General features: G+C 71.9%; 12 protein-coding genes. 8 read left to right on the top strand and 4 right to left on the bottom strand.

Going from position 1 to position 14139, the window contains the following annotated elements; genetic code table 11:
- Positions 1-385 precede the first annotated feature (385 nt).
- The 3 genes from IE172_RS05670 to tyrS all read left to right on the top strand — a co-directional run bounded on the left by IE172_RS05670 (position 386) and on the right by tyrS (position 4635).
- Entirely contained in the window at positions 386-1909 is a 1524-nt protein-coding gene (locus IE172_RS05670; RefSeq protein ID WP_190095936.1) for a TldD/PmbA family protein, read from the top strand.
- On the top strand, positions 1906-3300 hold the full coding sequence (locus IE172_RS05665; protein ID WP_190095935.1) for a metallopeptidase TldD-related protein: 1395 nt from the start codon (positions 1906-1908) through the stop codon (positions 3298-3300). Before IE172_RS05670 ends, IE172_RS05665 begins: the two co-directional genes overlap by 4 nt.
- Before the next feature lie 66 nt (positions 3301-3366).
- On the top strand, positions 3367-4635 hold the full coding sequence (gene tyrS / locus IE172_RS05660; protein ID WP_190095934.1) for a tyrosine--tRNA ligase: 1269 nt from the start codon (positions 3367-3369) through the stop codon (positions 4633-4635).
- A 70-nt stretch (positions 4636-4705) separates the two neighbouring features.
- On the opposite strand, the gene IE172_RS05655 is transcribed toward tyrS, so the two are convergent.
- A complete protein-coding gene (locus tag IE172_RS05655) occupies positions 4706-4990 on the bottom strand; it encodes a GlsB/YeaQ/YmgE family stress response membrane protein (protein ID WP_190095933.1) in 285 nt (94 codons plus the stop codon).
- Between the two features lie 247 nt (positions 4991-5237).
- On the opposite strand from IE172_RS05655, the gene IE172_RS05650 reads away from it, so the two are divergent.
- Both IE172_RS05650 and IE172_RS05645 read left to right on the top strand, forming a co-directional pair.
- Positions 5238-5633: a DUF3099 domain-containing protein gene (locus IE172_RS05650; RefSeq protein ID WP_190095932.1), complete on the top strand. Its 396-nt coding sequence runs from the start codon at positions 5238-5240 to the stop codon at positions 5631-5633.
- A gap of 224 nt (positions 5634-5857) precedes the next feature.
- Positions 5858-6079, top strand: coding sequence for a hypothetical protein (locus IE172_RS05645; RefSeq protein ID WP_190096022.1), 222 nt, complete (start codon positions 5858-5860; stop codon positions 6077-6079).
- 24 nt (positions 6080-6103) lie between these two features.
- Here the strand turns inward: IE172_RS05645 and moaA are convergent, their stop codons facing one another.
- The 3 genes from moaA to IE172_RS05630 all read right to left on the bottom strand — a co-directional run bounded on the left by moaA (position 6104) and on the right by IE172_RS05630 (position 9236).
- Positions 6104-7093 (bottom strand): GTP 3',8-cyclase MoaA, encoded by a 990-nt coding sequence (gene moaA / locus IE172_RS05640; protein WP_190095931.1) that lies wholly within the window; start codon positions 7091-7093, stop codon positions 6104-6106.
- Positions 7094-7254: 161 nt separating this feature from the next.
- Positions 7255-8883, bottom strand: a complete 1629-nt coding sequence (locus tag IE172_RS05635; protein ID WP_190095930.1) for a monocarboxylic acid transporter — start codon at positions 8881-8883, stop codon at positions 7255-7257.
- A complete protein-coding gene (locus IE172_RS05630) occupies positions 8880-9236 on the bottom strand; it encodes a DUF485 domain-containing protein (protein ID WP_190095929.1) in 357 nt (118 codons plus the stop codon). Before IE172_RS05630 ends, IE172_RS05635 begins: the two co-directional genes overlap by 4 nt.
- A gap of 266 nt (positions 9237-9502) precedes the next feature.
- Between IE172_RS05630 and IE172_RS05625 the strand changes: the two genes are divergently transcribed.
- From IE172_RS05625 to IE172_RS05615, 3 genes are all read left to right on the top strand, one after another.
- Complete coding sequence (locus tag IE172_RS05625; protein WP_190095928.1) at positions 9503-11032, top strand: S8 family peptidase; 1530 nt, start codon at positions 9503-9505, stop codon at positions 11030-11032.
- Between the two features lie 55 nt (positions 11033-11087).
- Positions 11088-12620 carry a S8 family serine peptidase gene (locus IE172_RS05620; RefSeq protein ID WP_190095927.1) on the top strand — a complete coding sequence of 511 codons (1533 nt, stop codon included), beginning with the start codon at positions 11088-11090 and terminating at the stop codon, positions 12618-12620.
- A gap of 104 nt (positions 12621-12724) precedes the next feature.
- Positions 12725-14113, top strand: a complete 1389-nt coding sequence (locus tag IE172_RS05615; RefSeq protein WP_190095926.1) for a CoA transferase — start codon at positions 12725-12727, stop codon at positions 14111-14113.
- The last annotated feature ends 26 nt before the right edge of the window (positions 14114-14139 follow it).

The following is a 14139-nucleotide window of genomic DNA, read 5'->3' as shown; positions in this document are numbered from 1 at the left end:
GACGACGGGCGGCGATGACGGGCGGCCTACCCGAAAACCTATCGGTCCGCGCCCGCCCCGGGACATTGGGGCACCGACAGTGGCGCTCGCGGCCTCCTGTCGGGTTCCTACAGTTCAGGCCCCGGTACGGTCCGGCATACCGGGCGCGTGGGCCGGGAGCCCTTCGGCGCGCGCGGTCCGCAGCGTCCCGCCGTCGCGGGTCACCAGGGCGCCCGGGTCGTGCCGCGGGAGGGTGCGCCGGCCACGCCCCCGCCCCAACCCCGCCCCTTTCGCGCGTGGTTCGCCGCTCCCGCGGTCAGGCATTTCGGGGGAGCCCGGCACCGGCGACGTGGTTCACTGCCTGACGATGGCCACTACAGGCAAGCCCCGAAGGGATCCCCTACCCGTGCCCCATGACATCGATCAGTCATTTCTGGCACTCCCCCTGCGCGCCCTCGCCGACGCCGCCCTCGCCCGTGCGCGGGCTCTCGGGGCGGAGCACGCGGACTTCCGCCTGGAGCGGGTGCGCAGCGCGTCCTGGCGGCTGAGGGACGCCAAGCCCGCCGGGTCGTCCGACACCACCGACCTCGGGTACGCGGTGCGCGTGGTGCACGGCGGGACGTGGGGGTTCGCGTCCGGGGTGGACCTGACCCTCGACGCCGCCGCGAAGGTCGCCTCGCAGGCCGTGGCGATGGCGAAGCTGTCCGCGCAGGTGATCCGGGCGGCCGGGTCGGACGAGAGGGTGGAGCTGGCCGCCGAGCCGGTGCACTCCGAGAAGACGTGGGTGTCCTCGTACGAGATCGACCCGTTCACCGTGCCCGACGGGGAGAAGGCCGGGCTGCTGGCCGACTGGAGCGCGCGGCTGCTGGGGGCGAACGGGGTGGACCATGTCGACGCCTCGCTGCTGACCGTGCACGAGAACAAGTTCTACGCGGACACCGCCGGGACCGTGACGACGCAGCAGCGGGTGCGGCTGCACCCGGTCCTCACGGCCGTGTCCGTGGACGACTCCAGCGGTGAGTTCGACTCCATGCGCACGATCGCGCCGCCCGTCGGCCGCGGCTGGGAATATTTGACGGGCACCGGCTGGGACTGGGACGACGAGCTGGCGCGGATCCCGGAGCTGCTCGCCGAGAAGATGCGGGCGCCGAGCGTCGAGGCGGGGCTGTACGACCTGGTGGTGGATCCGTCCAACCTGTGGCTGACCATCCACGAGTCCATCGGCCACGCCACCGAGCTGGACCGGGCGCTCGGCTACGAGGCGGCGTACGCGGGGACGTCGTTCGCCACCTTCGACCAGCTGGGCAGGCTGAGGTACGGCTCCGAGCTGATGAACGTCACCGGGGACCGCACCGCCGAGCACGGGCTGGCGACCGTCGGCTACGACGACGAGGGTGTCGAGGCGCAGTCCTGGGACCTGGTGAGGGACGGCACACTGGTCGGCTACCAGCTGGACCGGCGGATCGCGAAGCTGACCGGCTTCGAGCGGTCCAACGGGTGCGCGTTCGCGGACTCCCCCGGTCATGTGCCGGTGCAGCGCATGGCGAACGTGTCGCTGCGGCCCGATCCGGCGGGGATGTCGACGGAGGACCTGATCGGGGGCGTGGACCGGGGCATCTACGTGGTCGGAGACCGGTCGTGGTCGATCGACATGCAGCGGTACAACTTCCAGTTCACCGGGCAGCGGTTCTACCGGATCGAGAACGGCCGGCTGGCGGGGCAGCTGCGGGACGTCGCCTACCAGGCCACGACGACGGACTTCTGGGGCTCCATGGCGGCGGTCGGCGGCCCGGGGACGTACGTCCTGGGCGGTGCCTTCAACTGCGGCAAGGCCCAGCCGGGGCAGGTCGCGGCGGTGTCGCACGGCTGCCCGTCCGCCCTGTTCAAGGGAGTCAACATTCTGAACACGACGCAGGAGGCCGGGCGATGAGCGCGCGAACCAACAAGCCGCACGAGGTCGTCGAGCGCGCGCTCGAACTGTCCCGGGCCGACGGCTGTGTCGTGATCGCCGACGAGCGGTCGACCGCCAATCTGCGCTGGGCGGGCAACGCGCTCACCACGAACGGCGTCACGCGCGGGCGCACGCTCACCGTGATCGCCACGGTGGACGGCGCGCAGGGCACGGCCTCCGGGGTGGTGTCCCGGTCGGCGGTCACCGTCGACGAGCTGGAGCCCCTGGTGCGGGCCGCCGAGGCCGCCGCGCGGGGCGCCGGTCCGGCCGAGGACGCGCAGCCGCTGGTCACCGGGGTGGCCCCGTCCCCCGAGTTCACCGAGGCGCCCGCGGAGACCTCCTCCGCCGTGTTCGCGGACTTCGCCCCGGCGCTGGGCGAGGCGTTCGCCCGCGCCCGGGCCGGCGGCCGGGAGCTGTACGGCTTCGCCAACCACGAGCTGGTCTCCAGCTACGTGGGCACCTCGGCGGGGCTGCGGCTGCGGCACGACCAGCCCAACGGCACGCTGGAGGTGAACGCCAAGTCGCCGGACCGTACGCGGTCGGCGTGGGCGGGGCGCTCCACGCGGGACTTCAAGGACGTCGACCCGACGGCGCTCGACGCCGAGCTGGCCGTACGGCTGGGCTGGGCCGAGCGGCGGCTGGAGCTGCCGGCGGGCCGGTACGAGACGCTGCTGCCGCCGTCCGCGGTGGCCGACCTGCTGATCTACCAGCTGTGGTCGGCCTCGGGGCGGGACGCGGCGGAGGGGCGCACGGTGTTCTCCAAGCCGGGCGGCGGCACCCGGGTCGGCGAGCGGCTGACCGAGCTGCCGCTGACCCTGCGCAGCGACCCGCACGAGCCGGGTCTGGAGTCGGCGCCGTTCGTGATCGCGCACTCCTCGGGCGGCGACCAGTCGGTGTTCGACAACGGGCTGCCACTGACGGCGACGGAGTGGGTGCGCCGGGGCGAGCTGAACCGGCTGACGACCAGCAGGCACGGCGCGGGCCTGACCGGGCTGCCGACCGCGCCCGGGATCGACAACCTGATCCTGGACGGGGGCGAGGACCGCTCGCTGGAGGAGATGGTCGCGGCCACCGGGCGGGGGCTGCTGCTGACCTGCCTGTGGTACATCCGCGAGCTCGATCCGGCGACGCTGCTGCTGACGGGGCTGACCCGGGACGGGGTGTACCTGGTCGAGGACGGCGAGGTCACCGGCGAGGTCAACAACTTCCGGTTCAACGAGTCGCCGGTGGACCTGCTCGGCCGGGCGGCGGAGGCGGGCCGTACGGAGAAGACGCTGCCCAGGGAGTGGAGCGACTGGTTCACCAGGGCCGCGATGCCGGCGCTGCGCGTCCCCGATTTCAATATGAGCTCTGTCAGCCAGGGCGTATAACCTCGTAGGCATTCGCATGCGGCCGTCACCCGACCGGCCGTGGACCACCGAGGAGACACGAGAACCGTGACGGACATCGTCGACGAGCTGAAGTGGCGCGGGCTGTTCGCCCAGTCCACCGACGAGGACGCTTTGCGCAAGGCGCTCGCGGACGGTCCCGTCACGTTCTATTGCGGTTTCGACCCGACGGCTCCGTCGCTGCACGTGGGGCATCTGGTGCAGGTCCTCACGCTGCGCCGGCTCCAGCAGGCCGGTCACCGGCCGCTGGCGCTGGTCGGCGGGGCCACGGGCCAGATCGGTGACCCGCGTCCGACCGCCGAGCGCACGCTGAACCCGCCGGAGACCGTCGCGGGCTGGGTCGAGCGGCTGCGCGGCCAGATCGAGCCCTTCCTGGCCTTCGAGGGCGAGAACGCGGCCACGATGGTCAACAACCTCGACTGGACGCAGAACCTCTCCGCGATCGAGTTCCTGCGGGACATCGGCAAGCACTTCCGCGTCAACAAGATGCTGACGAAGGAGTCGGTCGCCCGGCGTCTGGAGTCCTCCGAGGGCATCAGCTACACGGAGTTCAGCTACCAGCTGCTGCAGGCGATGGACTTCCTCCAGCTGTACCGGCGCCACGGCTGCACGATGCAGCAGGGCGGCAGCGACCAGTGGGGCAACCTCACAGCCGGCCTGGACCTCATCCACCGGCTGGAGCCGGAGGCCGCCGTCCACGCCTACGCCACGCCGCTGATGACGAAGGCGGACGGCACCAAGTTCGGCAAGACCGAGAGCGGTGCCGTCTGGCTCGACCCGGAGATGACGACGCCGTACGCGTTCTACCAGTTCTGGCTGAACACGGACGACCGGGACATCTCGGGTTACCTGCGGATCCTGTCCTTCCGGTCCCGTGAGGAGCTGGAGGAGCTGGAGGAGCAGACGCGGGAGCGTCCGCAGGCCCGGGCCGCGCAGCGCGCGCTGGCGGAGGAGCTGACGACGCTGGTGCACGGCGCCGACCAGACCGCCGCCGTGATCGCCGCGTCGAAGGCCCTGTTCGGGCAGGGCGAGCTGGGTGAGCTGGACGACCGTACGCTGGCGGCGGCGCTCTCCGAGGTGCCGCACGTCGAGGTGGCCGAGCTCTCGGCGGTGGTCGACCTGTTCGCCGAGGTGGGTCTGGTGCCGAGCAAGTCGGCCGCGCGGCGCACGGTGAAGGAGGGCGGTGCCTACGTGAACAACGTCAAGGTCACCGCGGAGGACGCCGTTCCCGCCACCGAGGACCTGCTGCACGGACGCTGGCTGGTGCTGCGCCGGGGCAAGAAGAACCTGGCGGCGGTGGAGGTCAAGGCCGGCTGAGCCCGGGGCTCGCGAGGGGCGGTTCCCGGCGTGCGCCGGGGGCCGCCCCTCGACGTCGTACGGGGCGGGGTCAGGCCCGCTCGCTCCGCTCCCTGTTGCGCTTCATCGTGGTGTAGAGCATGTCCACGAAGAAGACGATCACGATCGCCGCGATCAGCTGGAAGATGTGCCGGCTCCAGTCGATGCCACTCGTCGCCTCCACGCCGAAGCCCCGGGCCAGGGCGTTGCCCGCGACGGCGCCGACCATGCCGCAGACGGTGGCCAGCCAGAGCGGGAGGTGCTGCTTGCCGGGGATCACCGCCTTGGCGATCAGACCGAGCACGAAACCGACGATGATCGCCCACAACCAGCCCATTGGATGCCTCCTCGTACGGCGTGACGCGAGCATTGCTGACCAGTCTCGGCCGAGAGGCGGTACGCCGCATGTCGGGCGGCCCGTACGTGCTCCGGCGCAGCCCGTGCGGCCGGGGCGGGCACCCGACCCGGGCTCGTGGCCCGGACGGGGGCGGCGTACCGTGGACCTGTCCGGGCCCGCGTTCCCCGACCGGGGCACGGGACGGTCAGGGCGGGGAGAGTCCTCTGCGGGCGGATGGTGGAATGTGATGCGGAAGCAGCATGGCGGCGGCGTCGAGGTGTTCCGGATCACCGGCGCGCGGACGGGCCTGCAGGAGGATGTGCGCGCCCGCCAGCGCCGGTACGTGATCTCGATGGCGGTCCGCACGATCTCGGTCATCCTCGCGGCGACGCTGTGGAACGTGGAGCGGCATGTCGCGATCGTGGCGCTGGTGCTCGGCGCGGTCCTTCCGTACGTCGCGGTGGTGATCGCCAACGCCGGGCGCGAGAACGCGCCGTCACTGCCGTCGACCTTCGTGACGACGCCGATGAAACCGATGATCGCGCCGTCGCGGACGAATGACGGTGCGGCGGAACCCGATGCGGAAGATGTGACGTCGGGGCCGGTGCCGGGCGAACGATCGGAGCGGACCGAGCGGTCCTGAAGATCGTGGTGTGACGGGAGAGGGCGGCGAGCGGAAGACACTTACCCGCCAAGCTCAAGAAAACCTCAGATCAATCATGTGCTTCCGGTGCCGGGGGCGGGGTGACCCGTGACATACTTCGTACGCGCTCCGCATCCCCCGTCGGAGCGACGGACCGACGCCGGGCAGCTCCCCCCGTGGCTGCTCGGCGTCGCCTTTTCCCTCCGGGTTAGGGTCGGCGTGTGATGGTCCCTGATCCCGAGACGCCGATCTGTTCCGCCAAGAGCTGCCGTGCCGCCGCCGTGTGGGTGCTCGCCTGGAACAACCCCAAGGTGCACACGCCCGAGCGGCGGAAGACGTGGCTCGCCTGCGAGGAGCATCGGGAGCACCTGTCGCAGTTCCTCGGGGTCCGGGGATTCCTGAAGGACGTCGTCCGGTTCGAGGAGTGGGAGGCGCGGGGGGTCTGAGGCAGACCCCTCCGCGACGGACGGTCAGCCCCCGATCGCGGACATCGGCCGGTCCGGCTGGACGAAGGACGGGTCGTCCAGGCCCGCGCCGGCCTTCTTGCCCCACATGGCGCGCTTCCAGATGCGGGCGATCTCCTCGTCGCCGGCGCCGGAGCGCAGCGCGGCCCTCAGATCGGTCTCCTCGGTCGCGAAGAGGCAGGTGCGCACCTGGCCGTCGGCGGTGAGCCGGGTGCGGTCGCAGGCGGCGCAGAACGGGCGGGTGACGGAGGCGATGACGCCGACGCGGTGCGGTCCGCCGTCGACCAGCCAGCGCTCGGCCGGTGCGGAGCCGCGCGCCTGCTCACCCTCCGGGGTCAGTTCGAAGCGGGTGCGCAGCGAGGCGAGGATGTCCCCGGCGGTGATCATTCCGTCGCGCTTCCAGCCGTGCTGGGCGTCCAGGGGCATCTGCTCGATGAAGCGCAGCTCGTAGTCGTGTTCCACGGCCCAGGCGAGGAGGTCGGGCGCCTCGTCGTCGTTGAGTCCCGGCATCAGGACCGAGTTGACCTTCACGGGGGTCAGGCCGGCCTCGCGGGCCGCGTACAGGCCGTCCAGGACGTCCTTGTGGCGGTCGCGCCGGGTGAGGGTCTTGAAGACGTCGGGCCGGAGCGTGTCGAGGGAGACGTTGACCCGGTCCAGGCCCGCCGCCTTCAGGGCGTCCGCGGTGCGCCGCAGGCCGATGCCGTTGGTGGTGAGGGACATCTGCGGGCGGGGTTCCAGGGCGGCGACGCGCTCGACGATGCCGACCAGGCCGGGCCGCAGGAGCGGCTCGCCGCCGGTGAAGCGGACCTCCTCGATGCCCAGCGCGGTGACGGCGACGTCGATGAGGCGGACGATCTCGTCGTCGGTGAGCAGGTCCGGCTTGGCCAGCCACTGCAGGCCCTCCTCGGGCATGCAGTAGGTGCAGCGCAGGTTGCACCGGTCGGTCAGCGAGACCCTCAGGTCGGTGGCCACTCGGCCGTAGGTGTCGATGAGCATGTAGGGCCCCCTCCCTCGACGCGTATCACTCCCGTCCCGCTACTGCGAGCCTACGTGACACCGCCGACAACCACAGCGACCCGAGGGGACCGGACGCGCGGCGGCCGCGTCGCGGGGCCCGTCCGGGCCCGCGACGCGGCCGCCGCGCGAAGGGTGATTCCTCAGTGGGCGCCGGTGCCGGTGAGGGACCGGACCTCCAGCTCCGCGTACTTCTTGGCGTCCGGCTCCTCCTTGGACAGGACGGTGCCGAGCCAGCCCATCAGGAAGCCGAACGGGATGGAGATGATGCCGGGGTTCTTCAGCGGGAACCAGGCGAAGTCGACGTCCGGGAACATCGCCTTGGGGTCGCCGGAGACGACCGGCGAGAACAGCACCAGGCCGACGGCGACGATGAGGCCGCCGTAGATCGACCACAGGGCGCCCTGGGTGGTGAACCGCTTCCAGAACAGGCTGTAGAGGATGGTCGGCAGGTTGGCGGACGCGGCGACCGCGAAGGCCAGGGCGACCAGGCCGGCCACGTTCAGGTCGCGGGCGAGGGCGCCGAGCGCGATGGAGACGATGCCGATGAGGACGGTCGCCCAGCGGGCCGCCCGCATCTCCTCCTTCTCGGTCGCCTTCCCCTTGCGGATGACGTTGGCGTAGATGTCGTGCGCGAAGGAGGACGACGAGGCGAGGGTGAGCCCCGCGACCACCGCGAGGATCGTCGCGAAGGCGACCGCCGAGATCGTGGCGAGCAGGATCGCGCCCCAGGCCGAGTCGATGCCGCCCAGGTGCAGGGCGAGCAGCGGGGCCGCCGTGTTGCCGGACGGGTTGGAGGCGATGATCTCGTCCTGGGAGATCAGCGCGGCGGCGCCGAAGCCGAGGGCGATGGTCATCAGGTAGAAGCCGCCGATGATGCCGATGGCCCAGTTCACGGACTTACGGGCGGCCTTGGCGTTGGGCACCGTGTAGAAGCGGATCAGGATGTGCGGCAGGCCGGCGGTGCCGAGCACCAGGGCGATGCCGAGGGAGATGAAGTCCAGCTTGGTGGTGCCGTCGGCGCCGTACTGGAGGCCGGGCTCGAGGAAGGCGTCGCCCTTGCCGCTGTTCGCGGCGGCGCTGCCCAGCAGGTCGGAGATGTTGAAGTTGAACTTCAGCAGCACCAGGAAGGTGATGAGGAGCGTGCCGCCGATGAGCAGCACGGCCTTGACCATCTGGACCCAGGTGGTGCCCTTCATGCCGCCGATGGAGACGTACACGATCATCAGGACGCCGACGAGGGCGACGATGAGGATCTTGCCCGCGTCGGAGGTGATGCCGAGCAGCAGCGAGACGAGGACGCCCGCGCCGGCCATCTGGGCCAGCAGGTAGAAGATCGACACGACGATGGTGGAGGTTCCGGCGGCGGTGCGCACCGGGCGCTGGCGCATGCGGTAGGCGAGGACGTCGCCCATCGTGTAGCGGCCGGAGTTGCGCAGCGGTTCGGCGACCAGGAGGAGCGCGACCAGCCAGGCGACCAGGAAGCCGATGGAGTACAGGAAGCCGTCGTAGCCGAAGAGGGCGATGGCGCCCGCGATGCCGAGGAAGGAAGCGGCGGACATGTAGTCGCCGGAGACGGCGAGTCCGTTCTGGAAGGCGCTGAACTGCCGTCCGCCCGCGTAGAAGTCGGCGGCGTCCTTGGTCTGCCGGCCCGCCCAGACGGTGATGCCGAGGGTCGCCACGACGAACAGCGCGAACAGGGTGATGATCAGCGCGCGGTGTTCGCTCGCCTCGTTCGCGGCGAGGGTGACATGGGTGATCGCGGGGCTCATGCGCCGCCCTCCATACGGGTCTTGATGGCCTCGGCCTTGGGGTCGAGCTTGGCCGCGGCGTGCCGGGAGTACCACCAGGCGATGAGGAAGGTGGTGACGAACTGCAGTACGCCGAAGACGAAGGCGACGTTGATGTTGCCGAACAGCTTGTTGCCCATGAAGCCGCCCGCGTAGTTGGAGAGCAGCACGTAGAGCAGGTACCAGACGATGAAGGCGATGGTCAGCGGGAAGGCGAAGGAGCGGTGGGAGCGGCGCAGTTCACCGAACTCAGCGCTCTCCTGCACCTCGGTGAACTCCTCGGGTGAGGGGAGTTTGTGTTGTTCTGTCGAGGGGGGCGGTGCTTCGGCGGCCACGGAGTCTCCTCGCGGTGGGTTGTTCGGGCGGGGACGGAAGGCGAGTGTCCTCGCGCTTCCTGCCCAAGGGCACGGCGCCACGCGAGGGGCGGTTCAACTGCTCGGCACTTCTTTTCCCCGGGCCGTTTTGCGAAGCCGTGTCCCGCAAATGATTGCTGGCCAGCGAGCGCGCGGGATAACTTCACCCTGCACCACCCCGTCATGTACCTGCCCGATCACCACCCGTGTTCCGGGCCGGTTTCGTTTTCGGATGTTGTGGAGATCCCATGGCTCATCTGCGTTCCAGACGCCGGCTCGCCCTCGCCGTGCCCGTCGTGCTGTCGCTGACCGCCTCGCTCGGCTTCCTGCCGGCGGCGGCCTCGGCGGCCCCGCAGGCGGTGTCGGCCGAGCAGGCGACGGACGCGCCCGCCCTGGCGTACGTCGTCAACACCAAGGCGGACCGCCACACGATCGCCTCGGTGAAGCGGGCGATCGCCGCCGCCGGCGGGACCGTCGTGGTCACGTACGAGAAGATCGGCGTGATCGTCGTGCACTCGGCGAACCCGGACTTCGGCAAGGAGATCCGCAAGGCGCGCGGCGTGCAGTCGGCCGGTGCCACCCGTACCGCGCCGCTGGCCCCCGCCGGGACCACGGACGTCGGCGCCGCCGACTACGTGACGGCCGCCGAGGCCGCGCGGACGACGGCCGCCTCCGCGAAGACCCCCGGCAGCGAGCCGCTCGAGGCCGACCAGTGGGACCTGCGGGCGATCGGTGCCGACAAGGCCGCGAAGATAAACCCCGGCAGCAGCAAGGTGACCGTCGCCGTGATCGACACCGGCGTCGACGACACCCACCCGGACCTGGCGCCGAACTTCTCCGCCTCCCAGTCGGCCAACTGCGTGGGCGGCAAGGCGGACACCAGCGAGGGCGCCTGGCGGCCCTACACGGACGACGACTACCACGGCACCCACGTGGCCGGTGAGATCGCCGCCGCCCGCAACGGCATCGGTGTCGCCGGTGTCGCGCCCGGCGTGAAGGTGGCCGGCATCAAGGTCAGCGACCCGGACAACGGCCTGTTCTACCCGGAGAACGTCGTCTGCGCGTTCGTGTTCGCCGCCGACCACGGTGTGGAGATCACCAACAACAGCTACTACGTGGACCCGTGGCTGTACAACTGCATGGACGACCCGGACCAGAGGGCGATCGTCGACGCGGTCAACCGGGCCCAGCTGTACGCGCAGAAGAAGGGCACCCTGCACCTCGCGTCGGCCGGCAACTCCAACCACGACCTGGCCTCGGACGCCATCGACGACGCGTCCAGCCCGAACGACACCACGCCGGTCGAGCGCACCATCGACCCGAGCGAGTGCTACGACCTGCCGACGCAGCTGCCGGGCGTGGTGACGGTCAGCGCGACGGGCGTGCAGAACCTCAAGTCGTACTACTCCACGTACGGCCACCGTGTCGTGGACGTCGCCGCGCCGGGCGGCGACCGCCGTTACCAGCTGCCGGACACGCCGTCGAAGGACGGCCGCATCCTGTCCACCATGCCGAACGGCCAGTACGCCTTCCTCCAGGGCACGTCGATGGCCTCGCCGCACGCGGCCGGTGTCGCCGCGCTGCTGAAGTCCAAGCACCCGTGGGCCTCTCCGGCCGCGCTGCAGGCGCTGCTGAAGGCCCAGGCGAACAACCCGGGCTGCCCGGAGTCGTACGACCAGGACGGTGACGGCGTGCAGGACGCGACATGCGAGGGCGGCGACCGGGTCAACGGTTTCTACGGCTTCGGCATCGTCGACGCGCTGCGCGCCGTCAAGTGAGCGCGCGCCCCGGCGCGTCCCGTCCGCCCGCAACAGTGAACGAACTGGAGACTTCATGACAGCGTCTCATCCGCGCCACCGCCGGGCGCTCGTCGTCCCGGCCGGGATGGCCATGGCGACCGCGCTCGCGCTGCTGCCCGGTACCGCGGCCACCGCCGCCCCGGCGCAGGACCGGCCGGCCGCGTCCGCCGCCGACGCGACCCCGCTCAGCTACGTGGTCAACGTCCGGGGCGGGCACGGCGCGCCGGCGCACGTGAAGAAGGCGATCACCCGGGCCGGCGGCACGATCGTGGCGACGTACGAGAAGATCGGCGTCGTCGTCGTCCACTCCTCGAACGCCGATTTCGCGAAGACCATCCGGTCGGTGCGCGGCGTGGAGTCGGCCGGTGCCACCCGCAACGCGCCGCTGCCGTCGGCGGCCACCCAGGACACGGTCACCCCGAAGGTGCTCAGCGCCTCCGAGGTGGCCGAGGCGCAGGCGGAGGCCGCGGCCGGCGAGGACCCGCTCCAGGGCCTGCAGTGGGACCTGCCCGCCATCAAGGCGGACAAGGCGCACGAGAAGTCGCTGGGCAGCCCGAAGGTCACCGTCGCGGTCATCGACACCGGTGTGGACGACACCCACCCGGACATCGCGCCGAACTTCGACCGGGCCGCGTCGGTCAACTGCGTGACGGGCAAGCCGGACACGAGCGAGGGCGCCTGGCGTCCGGGCGCGCAGGAGAGCCCGCACGGCACGCACGTCGCCGGTGAGATCGCCGCCGCCAAGAACGGCGTCGGCATGACCGGTGTGGCGCCCGGTGTGAAGGTCTCCGGCATCAAGGTGTCGAACCCGGACGGCTACTTCTACACCGAGGCCGTGGTGTGCGGCTTCATGTGGGCGGCCGAGCACGGGGTCGACGTCACCAACAACAGCTATTACACCGACCCCTGGTACTTCAACTGCGCGGACGACCCGGACCAGAAGGCGCTCCTCGAGGCCGTCACCCGGGCCACGCGGTACGCGGAGCGCAAGGGCGCGGTCAACGTGGCGGCGGCCGGCAACGAGAACTACGACCTCGCGGCCGACGAGATCACCGACCCGGTCTCGCCGAACGACGGCACCCCCTCGGAGCGGGTGATCGACCCCTCCGAGTGCCTCGACATCCCGACGCAGCTGCCGGGTGTCGTGACGGTGGCGTCGACCGGCGCCAAGGGTCTGAAGTCGTCGTTCTCCAACTACGGGCGGGGTGTCATCGACATCGCCGCGCCCGGCGGCGACTCGACGGCCTATCAGACCCCGGCCCCGCCCGCCACCAGCGGCCTCATCCTGGGCACGCTGCCCGGCGGCCGGTGGGGTTACATGGCGGGTACGTCGATGGCGTCCCCGCACGTCGCGGGTGTCGCCGCGCTGATCAAGTCGACGCATCCGTACGCTCCGCCGGCGATGGTGAAGGCCCTGCTGTACGCGCAGGCCGACGCCACGGCGTGCACGGACCCGTACGACATCAACGGCGACGGCAAGGTCGACGCGGTGTGCGAGGGTCCGAAGAACCGCAACGGTTTCTACGGCTGGGGCATGGCCGACGCGCTGGACGCGGTGACGCGGTAGTCCGGCGGGAGGTGTGACGGCGAGGGGCCGGGCGGATGCGCCCGGCCCCTCGGCCGTCTGCCGGGCCCCTCGTCGCGCCGGAGCCGATGCCGCACACTTCCGTCATGATCGATACCGCGTTCGTCTGGTCCGCCCTGGGCGGCGATCCCGCTCTCCTCTCCCGCGTGTCCGCCGTCGAACGGCCCGGGGCGCTGCCGGCGCGTCTGCCCGTACGGGAAGCGGCGCGTGCCTGTGTGGGCGCGTGCGCGCTGGCCGCCGCCGAGCTCGGGGCGCGGCGCGCGGGCGGTGGCGGGGTGCCGCGGGTGCGGGTGGACGACGGGGCGGTGGCGACGGCGTTCGTCAGCGAGCGTCACCTGCTGGTGGGCGGGCGCGCCCCGGAGAACTTCGCCCCGCTGTCGCGGTTCTGGCGGACGGCGGACGGGTGGGTGCGCACCCACGCCAACTATCCCCATCACCGGGCCCGGCTGATCGCCGCGCTGGGTCTGGCGCAGGACCCGGAGCCGGGCCCCGGGGCGCTGGCGGCGGCGCTCGCGGAGCGCTCCGCGCGTGAGGTCGAGGAGACGGTGTACGCGGCGGGGGGTCTGGCCGTCGCGCTGCGCACGCCCGGGGAGTGGGCGGAGCACGAGCAGGCCGCGGCGCTGCGGTCCCGCCCCCTGGTGGAGTTCGCGCGCCTGGACGCGTCCCCGGCGCGGGTGCTGCCCCCGGTGGGGCGGCATCCGCTGCTGCCCGCCGCAGGGCTGCGGGTGCTGGACCTCACCCGGGTCGTCGCGGGCCCGGTCGCCACCCGCACGCTCGCCCTGCTCGGCGCGGACGTGCTGCGCGTGGACCCGCCCTGGCTGCCCGAACTCCCCGACCAGCACGCCGACACCGGCTTCGGGAAGCGGTCGGCGCGGCTGGACCTGGAGGCGGACCGGGGCACCTTCGAGGAGTTGCTCGCGGCGGCGGACGTGGTGGTCACCGGATACCGTCCGGGCGCCCTGGACCGGTTCGGGCTGACCCCGCGGGCGCTGGCCCGGCGGCGGCCGGGGGTGGTGGTGGCGCAGCTGTCGGCGTGGGGCGCGTACGGGCCGTGGGACGGCCGGCGGGGTTTCGACAGTCTGGTGCAGGTGGCCACGGGGATCGCGGCCGTCGAGGGGACGCAGGGACGGCCGGGCGCGCTGCCGGCGCAGGCGCTCGACCACGGCTCGGGGTACCTGCTGGCGGCCGGGGTGCTGCGGGCGCTCACCGACCGGACGGACGAGGGCGGCAGCAGGCTCGTACGGGTGGCCCTGGCGCGGACGGCGGCGTGGCTGCTGGAGGGAGGGACGGGACGTGCCGACGTACCGGGGGTACCCGGGGCCGCCGAGGTGCCGCCCGGCCCGTGGCTGGCGGAGACGGACAGTCCGCTGGGCGGACTGCGCTACGTCCTGCCCCCGGTGGAGTTCGCCGACGGCCCCCGCGACTGGGCCCGTCCGCCGGGCAGTTGGGGTTCCGACCCGGCACGCTGGGCCTGACCGGCGGGCACGGCGCGTCCGTCCGC

Source organism: Streptomyces griseoflavus, from assembly GCF_014649995.1.
GTDB classification, from domain to species: Bacteria; Actinomycetota; Actinomycetes; order Streptomycetales; family Streptomycetaceae; genus Streptomyces; species Streptomyces griseoflavus.
Note: the sequence above shows the minus strand (reverse complement) of the source record. Positions and strands in the feature narration are given on the sequence as shown.

Bases quoted from the DNA above. Each gene is read 5' to 3' on its own strand.
- moaA (WP_190095931.1), bottom strand. From the start codon at position 7,093: ATGCTCATCGACACCTACGGCCGAGTGGCCACCGACCTGAGGGTCTCG.
- IE172_RS05620 (WP_190095927.1), top strand. From the start codon at position 11,088: ATGACAGCGTCTCATCCGCGCCACCGCCGGGCGCTCGTCGTCCCGGCC.
- IE172_RS05625 (WP_190095928.1), top strand. From the start codon at position 9,503: ATGGCTCATCTGCGTTCCAGACGCCGGCTCGCCCTCGCCGTGCCCGTC.
- IE172_RS05655 (WP_190095933.1), bottom strand. From the start codon at position 4,990: ATGGGCTGGTTGTGGGCGATCATCGTCGGTTTCGTGCTCGGTCTGATC.
- IE172_RS05615 (WP_190095926.1), top strand. From the start codon at position 12,725: ATGATCGATACCGCGTTCGTCTGGTCCGCCCTGGGCGGCGATCCCGCT.
- IE172_RS05650 (WP_190095932.1), top strand. From the start codon at position 5,238: ATGCGGAAGCAGCATGGCGGCGGCGTCGAGGTGTTCCGGATCACCGGC.
- IE172_RS05635 (WP_190095930.1), bottom strand. From the start codon at position 8,883: ATGAGCCCCGCGATCACCCATGTCACCCTCGCCGCGAACGAGGCGAGC.
- IE172_RS05665 (WP_190095935.1), top strand. From the start codon at position 1,906: ATGAGCGCGCGAACCAACAAGCCGCACGAGGTCGTCGAGCGCGCGCTC.
- IE172_RS05645 (WP_190096022.1), top strand. From the start codon at position 5,858: ATGGTCCCTGATCCCGAGACGCCGATCTGTTCCGCCAAGAGCTGCCGT.